The organism is Niabella hirudinis, from assembly GCF_051201075.1.
Lineage (GTDB): Bacteria > Bacteroidota > Bacteroidia > Chitinophagales > Chitinophagaceae > Niabella > Niabella hirudinis.
Window position 1 is genome coordinate 114254 of sequence record NZ_JBPEHJ010000011.1, and the last position, 11630, is coordinate 125883.

The 11630-nt window shown below is 46.8% G+C and carries 10 protein-coding genes; all 10 read right to left on the minus strand.

Features of this window, described 5'->3' with window-relative positions:
• Position 1: 1 nt before the first annotated feature.
• Positions 2 to 385, minus strand: coding sequence for a PAAR-like protein (locus GGU45_RS18110; protein WP_435227121.1), 384 nt, complete (start codon positions 383 to 385; stop codon positions 2 to 4).
• A gap of 29 nt (positions 386 to 414) precedes the next feature.
• Positions 415 to 1251 (minus strand): hypothetical protein, encoded by an 837-nt coding sequence (locus tag GGU45_RS18115; protein ID WP_435227122.1) that lies wholly within the window; start codon positions 1249 to 1251, stop codon positions 415 to 417.
• Positions 1241 to 3046, minus strand: coding sequence for a type VI secretion system Vgr family protein (locus GGU45_RS18120; RefSeq protein ID WP_435227124.1), 1806 nt, complete (start codon positions 3044 to 3046; stop codon positions 1241 to 1243). Before GGU45_RS18120 ends, GGU45_RS18115 begins: the two co-directional genes overlap by 11 nt.
• Positions 3047 to 3254: 208 nt before the next feature.
• Positions 3255 to 4493 carry a DEAD/DEAH box helicase gene (locus GGU45_RS18125; protein WP_435227126.1) on the minus strand — a complete coding sequence of 413 codons (1239 nt, stop codon included), beginning with the start codon at positions 4491 to 4493 and terminating at the stop codon, positions 3255 to 3257.
• Positions 4494 to 4591: 98 nt separating this feature from the next.
• A complete protein-coding gene (locus GGU45_RS18130) occupies positions 4592 to 5014 on the minus strand; it encodes a DUF3592 domain-containing protein (protein ID WP_435227127.1) in 423 nt (140 codons plus the stop codon).
• Between the two features lie 76 nt (positions 5015 to 5090).
• Positions 5091 to 5633 (minus strand): amidohydrolase family protein, encoded by a 543-nt coding sequence (locus tag GGU45_RS18135; RefSeq protein WP_435227128.1) that lies wholly within the window; start codon positions 5631 to 5633, stop codon positions 5091 to 5093.
• Positions 5634 to 5711: 78 nt separating this feature from the next.
• Complete coding sequence (locus tag GGU45_RS18140) at positions 5712 to 7214, minus strand: alpha/beta hydrolase (protein ID WP_435227130.1); 1503 nt, start codon at positions 7212 to 7214, stop codon at positions 5712 to 5714.
• Positions 7215 to 7226: 12 nt separating this feature from the next.
• Positions 7227 to 8471: a DUF418 domain-containing protein gene (locus GGU45_RS18145; protein WP_435227132.1), complete on the minus strand. Its 1245-nt coding sequence runs from the start codon at positions 8469 to 8471 to the stop codon at positions 7227 to 7229.
• A gap of 124 nt (positions 8472 to 8595) precedes the next feature.
• Positions 8596 to 9423 carry a helix-turn-helix domain-containing protein gene (locus GGU45_RS18150; RefSeq protein WP_435227133.1) on the minus strand — a complete coding sequence of 276 codons (828 nt, stop codon included), beginning with the start codon at positions 9421 to 9423 and terminating at the stop codon, positions 8596 to 8598.
• 99 nt (positions 9424 to 9522) lie between these two features.
• Positions 9523 to 11412: a serine hydrolase gene (locus GGU45_RS18155; RefSeq protein ID WP_435227134.1), complete on the minus strand. Its 1890-nt coding sequence runs from the start codon at positions 11410 to 11412 to the stop codon at positions 9523 to 9525.
• Positions 11413 to 11630 lie beyond the last annotated feature (218 nt).

Genomic DNA, 11630 nt, shown 5'->3' on the forward strand with positions numbered 1-11630 from the left:
TTTATTGCATCCCCGACAGGCCGGGGAGCGAACCGGCCAGGAAGGCGGTTAACGGCACCACCGCCTGCTGCGCATGTTGCCGGATAGTGAGGATGCCTCCAAAACGGCATTGCGTAAAGGAGTCGTCCATCACAAACATTTTATTTCCCATGGCCACTTTCCTGCTGGTGTTTTTCCAGCGTTGCAGCTGCGGCGTGCAGGGCGGCGCGGGGTTGCTGCGGCTGCAGGTACCACAGGCAGGGAGGAGCTGCGTGTCCAGGTCCGTTACTTTTAGTTTTCCTCCAATGTATACCTTTTGCTGGGCGCCTGCTTTTATCTTTCCTATGGCAGTGCCCAAACTGCACTGTACCATTCCCCCGTCAATAACATAGTTGCGATTTTTCATCGGTTTATTTTTTATCGGTTTTTTATTGGTCAAATGGCGTTCAAAGCGTAAACCATCCTGCGGTTATAAATACGGTCAATGACGGCACTGACCGATAGCGCAGCCTGATCAAAAAAGCCGGACCCGTCTGCAAACAGGTAATGCCCGGTATAGGAAAAATGCAGGTCTTTTAACCCTGTGGCGCCTACCTGCAAAAACAGGTTGTGATTCAGCTTTTTGATGTCCATTTTCGGGGGAATCAAAGAACCACTCACCGCTATCAGCACTTTTTCCTCTTCCGCCAGCAGCACTTGTTTTTCTTCTTTTATGGCAAGGGCAGCGGGCCCGATGAACCCGTTGATCACTTTTTCTGTTGCCCGGTTTTGATGGATCCCATACACATCATTGCACAGCCATTGAAAGAAAACATCATCCCGGTATATCCCGGTCAGATCGGCGTTTATTTTCTTTCCAAATGCTTCCAGCTTCAGAAGCAGACCCGGGTCCGCGCCAAAGGCAGTATCCTGCAGGTCGCGTTTGACACCTTCCCAGGCCTCCAGCACTTCCCCGGGATTCAGCAATTTTTTTATTTTACCCCATTTATCAGCCCTGAATACCAGGTTCCGGTGCATGTCAAAGATTTTGGTATAAACCCACTGCTCCTTACTATATGCTGAATTACTGCCAAACCGGGGACGCGAAAACTCCAATGTAAAAACGATGCCGTCTGCATCTTCGGGCGAACAGCAGAGTGCTACCTCCATGTAAATATCTGCCTGTTCTGTAACGGATGTTGTATGCAGGCTGGACCCGATCCTGAGTTCATAGTTCCGTTTGCCTTGTTTGGGATTCAATTGCGCACCGGGCGCTTTTTTGTTATTCTCCATAGTTAATCCGGTTTTTGCTTTGCAGCGTTAATGTATCCGTAGCGTCAATCAGCAACTGACCATTGCTGCTGTGCAACAGCACCTCGTTTCCAATGGTCTCCATCTTCTTACCCACCCGCACTTTCCGGTTTTTAACCACCAGCTCTTCACTGTTTTCCGATTTCTTAATGCTGCGGCTCCCAATGGTTTCCTGTTTGTCTTTCCCGATGGTTACCACCAGGTTGGCACCCACATCTATCTTCATATTTTCTTTAACATTCATGCGCATATTGGTGGCATTAAACGTCATGGTTTCGGGGGCCGTAATGGTGATATGCTTACCTGCAGTGTCCAGGTAAATCTCGTTTCCCCCGGGATCTTTAATGATAATGTGGCCGCCCTGGCCTGCATCGCTAAACGCTACCGTATGGCCGCTGCGCGTGCGGATCACTTTAAGGTCATTGCCGGCATTACTGAAGTTGTTGCCGGCGCTTCCGTGATATACGGTCCCGATCACAAAAGGCTTTGTGGCGCTATCGCCTTCAAAACCCACAAGCACTTCCTCTCCGATCTCCGGCATAAAAAAATGTCCCTTGCCCTCCCCGCCATGGGGGCCTGCCACCCGGATCCAGGGCGTCTTCTCCGCCCCCTTCATCCAATGGAACTTTACCCGCACACGTCCCAGCCCGTTGTAGTCATTGTTATCTGTTACAATCGCGCTCTGTGTTTCACATACCGGATCCGTCCGCAGCTCCACCGGCGGCACTTTAATACCGGAGGGAACCGCCGTAAAATCATTTTCATAGCAGCCCTGTGCATCCACATGATGATTAATCCCTGTAACCAGGTATTCCCCATACCCCTCAGTGTCCAATGTAAACACATTGCTGCCGCTCACCCCGATCTGCGAAGCAATCGATACTCCGGGATGGCCGCTTTTACCCCTGAAAAGCACCAGCTTGCTGCTCTCCACAGCGCTTTGCAGGTTCACCAGGTCGTCCTGTTGTTTCTTATTGGTCAAAAAACGGTTGTTCCATTGCCGGGGCCGGGTGCCATACACGGTTTGGCCTGCGCGGTACATAAGTTCACCCCAGGGGTTTAACCCCGCCTTCTGCTCCACGCCCTGCGGCTCGCTGCTATATACCCTGCTGTTGAGGTAATCCCAGGCCACCAGCTGCTGCTGCGTGGGGCGTACCTGCAGGGCCAGGTTAAAACTGGCCAGGTGCCGGCCATATATCAACGCTGTTGTCTTTTGCGCTTCCGGGGGGCCTACTACCAGGCGGCGCCCATCCCAAAACAACCACTCCCCATAATGGCCCGTAAGCCGTTGCAGAAACTGCCAGGCCGTTTCCTTATATTGTACGGAGTAGGCCAGCGTTTCTCCATATAAGGGCTGAATCCGGGGCTCCAGGAGGTTCTGCGGAAAAAATTGGAGGACATCCTGCGCAATATTCTTCAGCGCCTTCTTTTCCCAGCTCCTGCAATGCGGGCCACTGTCCAGTACAATGGTGGGACTGTACCCCGTGATAATCACATCGCCGTGATGGCCGGCAAAACGCGCTGTTTCGATGCCCGTAATGATGCCATTGAACAGCAGTGTGCCCGAAAGGCCTACACCGGCAATGCGGGCGCCGAAACTGCCGCCGATCATATTTTTGGAACTCGTAAACATCCCGGTTTTTCCATCGATCGACAGGGCGGGGCAGACCAACCTAAACTGGTGGTGGGCGAAGATATCCTGACTGAGGAAGAATGATGTAAACTGCATTAACGGAGTGCCGTTAATGCTAAACACAGGTTCGGTTAGTTGAGCCATAATTGGGGTTTTTCTGTGACGAAATAAGGTTAAAGCACTTTGCCTTCTTCACATGTTTGCCCCTTAAAGATATAGCAAAAAATTAATATTGAAAATATTTTATATTCTTTTGCCTGGTAAAATCTTTTCAAGCCAAAGGATAAAGCCCATTTGGCTTCGCCCGGAAAAGACGCTGCCAAATGGGCTTTAATAGAACAGCCGGCGTTTCTTATTGATGCCGGTCGCCTTTTTTCTTATAATATTTTTTCTTGCCTCCGCCTCCATTGGCTCCACCCGGACGGTTCTGCCGGACGGGGTTATACCCCGGTTGTTTACCCAGGTGCTCGGGCAGGGTAATCTTATCCACTTCCCTGCCGATCAATCGTTCGATTGCCATAAATTTTCGCAGGTCTTTTTGGTTTACCAGGGTAAAAGCACTGCCTTCCGCCTCGGCACGGGCGGTACGGCCGATCCGGTGCACGTAATCCTCGCCGGCGCGCGGCACATCAAAATTAATGATGAGGTCGATATGATCGATGTCGATACCCCGGCTCAAAATATCGGTGGCCACCAGCACGGGAAGACGGCCGCTTTTGTACTGGATCAGCACATCATCGCGCTGATCCTGCTCCAGGTCGCTGTGTATTTCACCGGCCTTAATGCCCTTGCGCCGCAGATCGCGGGTGAGCTGTTTTACATTGAGTTTGCTGCTGCAAAATATGAGCACGGCTTTATATTGCTTTGCAGCAAGCAGATGCTGGATCAGCGGAATTTTTTGCTCGTCATAAACCATGTAGGCCTGCTGCACAATCTTTGCCGGCGGTTTACTCATGGCGATGCTTATTTCAACAGGGCTGTGCAAAATATTTTGCGCCATTTTTTTTATTTCCGGCGGCATGGTGGCGGAAAAGAGCAGGTTCTGGCGCTGTTTGGGAAGGTGGTTTACGATGAACATGATATCACCGTAAAAGCCCATGTCGAGCATACGGTCGGCCTCATCCAATACCAGGCATTGCAACCGGTCCAGCTTTACATAGCCCATTTTCATGTGGGCCATCATTTTGCCGGGGGTGCAAATCACTATATCGGCTCCGGCTGTCAGCGCTCTTTTTTCGGCTATAAAATTATTACCATCGCCACCGCCATATACGGCAACGGAGCTCACATCGGTAAAATAAGAAAGTCCGTCCAGGTGCTGTGCAATCTGCACGGCCAGTTCCCGTGTGGGTACAATGACCATGGCTTTAATGCCATCAGTGCCTGCGGACGGGCCGGTAAGCAGGCGGTTGATCAGCGGCAACAGGAAAGCCGCGGTTTTGCCCGTGCCGGTTTGTGCAAAGGCCAGCACATCCTTTCCCTCCAATATATGCGGGATCACCTGCGCCTGAACAGGGGTTGCCTGTTGATAATTAGAGGCATCAATGCCCTCCATCAAACGTTCGTCAAAACCAAATTCTGTAAATTTCACTTCCTGGAGATTAAAAAAATTAGGCTGCAAAGATACTGGCTTTCACATATTGACAGGGGTTATTTTATTCTCCGGAACTATTGCCTGCCTCACGGGCTTTAAAACATTTGCGTGCTTCCTTTTGTCATCTGGTACACTTTATACATCATCCATACTACCGCAGCTGCAATTACCAATGTAAAAATCAGGAATCCCACCCCCCGGCCTTTGGCCTTTACTGTATTTTCATTGGGATTTTCCGGCAGGTAATACACTTCCAGCTCATCGCCTTGGCGGCACTTGTCCGGCGCTGTTACAAAAAGACCCTTATACTGCCGGCCATCGGGCGCAATAAAATAAAAATGCACATTTTCATTCATCATCCCATAGCGCCCCCGAACACCTGGCGTGATGCTAAATATCACCCCATCCGTTTTACTTCCTCTATCGATGATGCGGTCATGCCTTCTTCTTTTGTACAGAAAAATCACAAAGGGCAAAAACCCCAACAGGGAAACGATCACTAACAGAATGTTTAACATGCTTGTTTATTTACGTTCTATCGTCATCAAACTATGCTTTAATACACCCCGGCACATACCTCCTGATGAAATAGTGTTACAAAGCAAAGAGCCGTTTGGCATTACTATAGAATATTTTTTGCTTTTGTTCACTAGAAAGAAAATCCAGGTCTTCTACAGCAACCACGGTTGTTTTAATGTCGGCATTATCAGAACCAAACAGCAGCCGGTCTTCCAGGCCCGCATTGACCCATTCCTTCATAGCTGCCGCAAATTCTTTCCGTGGAATAATTCCGGGGTTGTTCAATACCGATATATCTGCATACAAACCCCTGTAGGTTTTCATCATCTCCATAAATTCCCTGGCATAAGGTCCGCCGCCGTGCATCAGCCATACTTTTAACCCGGAAAATTTGTTCAAGGCATCTTCCAATAACAATGGATTGCCCATTTCTTCTTTAAAACCGGGGCAACCGTGACCAGGACCGGCTGAACCAGTATGTATTCCAACGGGCAAACCATATTTTTCCGCTAATGCATAATAAGGGTACATCATTATATCGGACATGGAAACGCCTTGATATTGTGTAAGCACTTTGCCAATAAAATCAATTCTCTTTTCTTTGATCTGTTGTTCCACCCAGTTTACATCCGGCCACTCTTTACCATCATCAAAACAGCTTTGCAGGCACAGGTTGTTTCTTTGTCTGGCCCCGGGTTATTTCTTTTTGATAACTTTTCTTAATTCTTCACCCAAATCTTTGGTAGCAAACTTTAACTTTTCTATATTCTCCAGGCATCGAGTATCCGGTTTCCTTGCAGGATTTTGCAAAAAAGATCTTACCAGGTTAAAGGAACAATCATTGTAGTGCATAGCCGCATGAGACGCATTGGGCACTGCAATCAACGTAAAATTCGTCAACCCCTGCACGGCAAACCTGCCATAGGAAGGAGGTGTACCGGGATCAAATTCACCCCCAATAACTAATACGGGTAAATCACTTTTCACCGCCTCAAAGTAGGCGTCGCCGGGTCCCTCGGGTCGAAACTGAAAGCAAAGATTCATAAACGCTTTGCCCGACAGCGATGCGAGGTAAGGATATTTTGCTTCAAGGGAATCGGGGCTATCTTCCTGCTTCCTGGGCTTACATTCATAGCAGGTTATCAATGCTCCCTGGATAGGGTTGGGTTTTCCATGTCTTTCGCGACCCGATAAGTGTTCAACCCATATTGATAAAAGCAGGTCATTTCCCCCGGAAAACTCTTGCAAGGCAAGCGGGATAAGATGAACCAGTTTCGTATCATAAAACGACATAAGCATGGCCCAGGCAAAATCTTCACCCGTAAAATCCATACCCGCTACTTTAACCGGTGTTTTATTCAGCCGGGCGGCCGTAACAGAAAAGTCGTTGATAATGCCGGGAAATTTCTTTGCGGTTAATGAATCCTGCAACAGCCTTTCCTGCATATAAGACAGGGATTCGTTCATAGTATTTACAAAATCAAAACTGGACGCATTGGGTGGAAATGGGGAATCCAACACCACGCTTCGCAAATGTGCCGGAAAACTCCTGATATAATGTAACCCTACCATCGTGCCGTAGGATACGCCGTAAACATTCCAGTCTTTTATATGCAGGGCTTCCCTTATGGCATCTGCATCGGCGGCCATTTGAACAGAGTTGAAGGAATTAATATCCATATTGTGTCCGGCTAATGTATTCCTGCATTGCAGATATAGTTCCAGTTCCTTTTTTTGGTATGCACCCGGAGAAGGATTTGTCTTTTTGAAACTCATAAGCGAATCAAGAATATTTTCACAAACTGAGGGGCCGGAAAAACCGGTTCCCCGATAATCAAACATGATCAGATCATGTTCTTCCCGCAGCCTTTTCCAATCTTTGCTATCAAGGTATCTTTTAGCATTGCTAAGTGTAGAAAGGCCGGGCCCGCCATGCAGATACAAGAGCGGCCCGGCATCTTTACTACCGGTTCTTTTTGCATAAATGGCCGCCAGGGTGATTTTCCCATTTTCCCTTTTGTCAAAGGTCTGGTCTACCCTAATCTTATAGCAGATAACATTACCGGATTCTGCCCAGGTGCTGTCTATACCTATTTCGGAGCAATTACACGACAGCAGGCCCTGGTCTTGAGCAACAACATAGCCCCCCGGCATCAACCCGGCAATAAACAGTAAAAACAGTACGTAGAAATACTTCATTTTATCTATTCTTTACTTTCTTAAAGGCAGTCTTTTCCCGTACGTCAGGATTCTCCAAATCCATTCTAACGGCCCGTAGTTAAAATACCGGAACCAAAGGTTACTGTACAACACCTGCAACAGAAATACGCCCACAGCAATGGGCATAAACACTGCAGGGCCTGATTGTGCACCGAGACCGAAACCAATTCCGTAATAAATGACCACGCCAAAAAAGGATTGCAGGATATAGTTGGTCAATGCCATGCGGCCTGCATAGCGTAAAGGTTGAAGTATCCAAAGGTATTTTCCATTTACATACCATAAAGCAATAGTAGCGGCATAGCCGAGGGCCAGGGGCGCCACATTCAATGCGTAAAACAGCGTGTCCCAAAGCCCGGCAGCAGCAGGCAACCTTTTATGATCAAACTCAAACCAGGCATGCAACAAACCGGCAGGTATGCCAAGCCCGAGGCCAAATAGCCGTACTTTTTTCAGCAACGGCTTATATTCCTGCAGCCGGCTGTAAATGAAATGGCGGCCCACATACAAACCCAGTAAGAACAGGGCCAGTACCTTCACCGGCCTGTTAGATCCGAGCCGCAAAAACCAACTAAACCAAAAGCCACTTCGGTTCCAATTTAATATACTTCGGTAGTCGGTATGTGTAGTGAGAAAGGCGCCCGCATTATCTTCCGTAAGTCCAAATGTTTTATCGTGCGCCAGGGCAGCTTTTAAAAACGGTATGCTCATATCCCATTTGCCGTCGGTCAGCACTTTTGCCAGATCGAAAAGCAGTGGCGAGAGCAGCAGGCAGGCCGCCAGGATGATCAGCGTTTTATCCTTCCCATTCCTAAAAAGCGGCAAGAACATACCGACCAATGCATAGAAGAAAAGTATATCCCCATCCCAAAGGAAAAAAATATGCAGCAAGCCAAATATGGCCAGAATAAAAAGACGCCGGTAAAATATCGTAAGCCCTTTATTTCCTTTTTGTTTATTTCGAAAAAAAATGACGGAAAACCCAATACCGAAGAGCAGCGAAAACAACGAATAAAATTTGCCGTCTATAAAGGCAAAATGAAAGTAACGCAGCCATTTGTCGATGGCTTCTGTAGAAAAAGCGGCGACCACTTCCGGCTGTTGCATCACATACTGAGAAAAAACAGCGGAGTTAGCCAGGAAAATGCCCAGCAGGGCAAAGCCCCGGAGCACATCAAGAATATCGGCTCTTTCGTTTAAAGTAACGGGACCGCCCGTTGCATTGAGTTGGCTCATTGTTGATCAACTTATTAATTATATTCATTCGATTCCCTGTCGTCCAATCGGTTCTAAAAAAATCAACCACCTTCCCAAGCACAGTCAGCCAGGTGGTATGCAATTTTCCAGTTATTCTTCTGCTTCATCCTAAATGTCGAAGTGATGCCTGCATCCTGATATGTGGCGCCGGCATCATTTGGGAAATACTTTTCGGCGCATGGCCCGTAAATTCCTTAAAATCCCGAATCAGGTGTATAACATCGAAATAACCGGATTTATAGGCAATATCTGTCCAGTTTGGGTTTGGTGCATTTTCACCCATGCGGTAAGCACAGGAAAAACGCGCAATTCTGGCAAAGGTTTTCGGAGACATCCCCAACCTTACCAAACCCAGCCTTTCAAATTGCCGGATACACATTCCTGCATCTTCACACAATTGCTGAATTTTATAATTGCCGCATTCTTCCACCAGTTTGCGCATGCAAGCATCAAATTTGTGAAAGGGTTTGGAACGATCAACAAGCTTTCTAAAAAAATCCAGGATACATTGCCGGATCTCTTCGATACCCGATGCGTCCTTCAGTACCCTGCTAAGCTCAACAGCGGTTGCTCCCCAGATATCTTCTCCGGAAATACTTCTGTCTGTGTAATTCAATAAAGGCATCCCTGTAAAACGATAGAGTACACAAGGCTGAAGCCCCAATCGTACGCTTAAATAATTCTCTGGCAACCGGATCTGAACGGTGCTTAGTTGCGGGCCCACCACTACAAAGGCCGGCTGCTCAATAAACGCCGTATCCTCCTTTTTTTTTACTGCAATAGATTCACCAAAATGAAAACAAAACCCACACTCATTTGTGGGCGGATGTAAAATAGTATTCGCTTCCGATTCTGAAGATGCCCGAAAGAGCATAAAGCAGCTTATGTATTCCCGGAGCGCATCGTCAAATGGCAAATATGCAACCTTCATAAAAATTGCGGAATAGAGATTGAATTTACGATTTATTCATCTTCCGGAAATAAACGAAAAGTAATTTTTTGCTCTATAAAGAAATCCTTTTGTGACCCGTTAGTTGAAAAGGTCGTAGGACGGGAACCGGGATACGTTTCTTACCGCTTTTGAAAGCATCTCCAGCATTTTCGGGTGGCCTCCTGCATCCAGGGTCGCTTCACTGTTACAAATAATTGCAACACTGTATCCTCCTCCGATTTCTGCAAGCCAGGACCGGGTACCTGTGTATCCGCCATTGTGCGATTGATTGGTTCCATTAATGATCCATCCGCAGGCGTATGTCCCGGATACAGGATCTGCGGTAGTTAGCGAATCATGCGTATTATTATTAGTAAAAATATCCGAGGCCGGCCTGGCGCCGTCAGCCCTTGACAATAATTTTAACAGATCTAATGGCCGGGCTACATAACCCCCAAACGCGCCAAATTGCTTTAAGTTGGGAGTGCTCCCCGGCGTATACGCAGCTTCTCCCGAAAGTTGCGTACCATCCGCTTTTCCCAGGCGCATAAAATCGCTAACCCGGGCACGATCCAGCACCTGCTCACGAACGTATTGTTCATAGGTTTTTCCACTCAATGCTTCAATTACGGCTCCCAAAAAATAATATCCCGTGTTTGAATAGTTTGACGCATCTCCCGGTTCATCAATAAACAAACCAGAATCGTTTATTAACATATTCATTATTTCATCCTTAGTAGATGAAGCCGTCTGAAACTCAGTTTCTCCGTTACACGAGCGAAGTCCTGCCGTGTGATGCAGCAATTGCCAAACAGTTATCTCTTTCAGATCTTTGTTCTTAGCCGGTATTGCATACTTGTTTCCCAAAATCGAGTTAGCACCAAAAACCTTCCGTTGCAAACTGGTAAGTTTACCTTGTTCCATTAAACGCATAATAGCCAGGCCGGTTACGGCTTTTGAGATACTCATGATCCTCAAACGGTGAAGGGGAGATAACTCTTCGCCGGTGGAGCTATTTGCAAACCCATGCGATTTTGCAAATACCAGTTTCCCGTTTAATGAAACGGCATAAGAAAAACCGTTCATCTTTTGTTTTTCCATGTATTGCGAAACAGCATCATTCAATGCCTGGAGATCGGCACCATCCATCACAGAATTTCTCCAGATTGCATTGAACCTGGCATTATTGCCCTGCGTATACCCATTTACAAACACCGGTACGTAGCCCTGATACTGACAATTAGTAGCATTATTCTGATAATTTGTTTCGGATAAACCATGACGCGCATAAGTAAAGGGTACCTGCTTCTTTTCCCAAAGCCCGGTATAATATTCCTGAGCGCCCGTTTTGTACCCGGTAAAGTTCATTATTTGATACCCTTTTCCCACATAGTCATTCATCGAATTTTGAAATTCACCTGCGGTCATTTTATGATGCGTCACCACATTTCTCGGTATTTTATCCCAGATGGCGGCAAAAAAAACGGTTCCGCGCACCACATAGGAAGTGATGAAGGATGGTTTAAAGTGTTGCCGGTCCAATTCGTTAAATTTTGCCTGGTATTCTGAAGATGTCATATTGTTGTCAGCAGTCCAGGTAGTATTTCCAGCATTCTTTTCCCACACCCCTGTAAAATAGGCCCGGTTATTTATTTCATAGCCCGAAATATTTTTTAAGATATATCCCCGCTGGTAATAATCATCAAAAGCTTTTTTAAATTCGGGTGTTGTAAGATTATGTCTTGCAATGGGTTTGGGTCCGTTGCTTTTTACCCAAATGGCTGCAAAGCGAGCCTTTCCGTTTATGGTATAACCACTTACCTGGGAAATTTGATACCCTTTTCCTTCCAATTCAATAAATTTATCCTGGTATGCCTCACCGGTCATATTATGCGCGGCGGCTGTTTGCGCAAATATTTTGCCGTTATGGGTAACCGACAAGCATATTATACAAAGGATTGGGGCTAAAAACAGTTTTTTCGTTTTCATACGCATAAGTATATTGATTCAATAAGCATTTGGCATAATCCATCCCAGAAGTAAAAATATACCGATTGAAGCGAATAAAACTATAAAAAAACGACATTGGGTTTATGCTGAACAGGACGATTAAATTTTAACCGCAACGGTCGCAAGGGCCACGCAAGGTTCACCAGGATGGCTGTCATTGCGACCTTAGCGCATTCATTGCGTTCATCGCGGTTAAA

Excerpts from the sequence above, each read along its gene's own strand:
- GGU45_RS18110 (WP_435227121.1), bottom strand. The coding sequence starts at position 385 with ATGAAAAATCGCAACTATGTTATTGACGGGGGAATGGTACAGTGCAGT.
- GGU45_RS18115 (WP_435227122.1), bottom strand. The coding sequence starts at position 1,251 with ATGGAGAATAACAAAAAAGCGCCCGGTGCGCAATTGAATCCCAAACAA.
- GGU45_RS18120 (WP_435227124.1), bottom strand. The coding sequence starts at position 3,046 with ATGGCTCAACTAACCGAACCTGTGTTTAGCATTAACGGCACTCCGTTA.
- GGU45_RS18130 (WP_435227127.1), bottom strand. The coding sequence starts at position 5,014 with ATGTTAAACATTCTGTTAGTGATCGTTTCCCTGTTGGGGTTTTTGCCC.
- GGU45_RS18140 (WP_435227130.1), bottom strand. The coding sequence starts at position 7,214 with ATGAAGTATTTCTACGTACTGTTTTTACTGTTTATTGCCGGGTTGATG.
- GGU45_RS18145 (WP_435227132.1), bottom strand. The coding sequence starts at position 8,471 with ATGAGCCAACTCAATGCAACGGGCGGTCCCGTTACTTTAAACGAAAGA.
- GGU45_RS18150 (WP_435227133.1), bottom strand. The coding sequence starts at position 9,423 with ATGAAGGTTGCATATTTGCCATTTGACGATGCGCTCCGGGAATACATA.
- GGU45_RS18155 (WP_435227134.1), bottom strand. The coding sequence starts at position 11,412 with ATGAAAACGAAAAAACTGTTTTTAGCCCCAATCCTTTGTATAATATGC.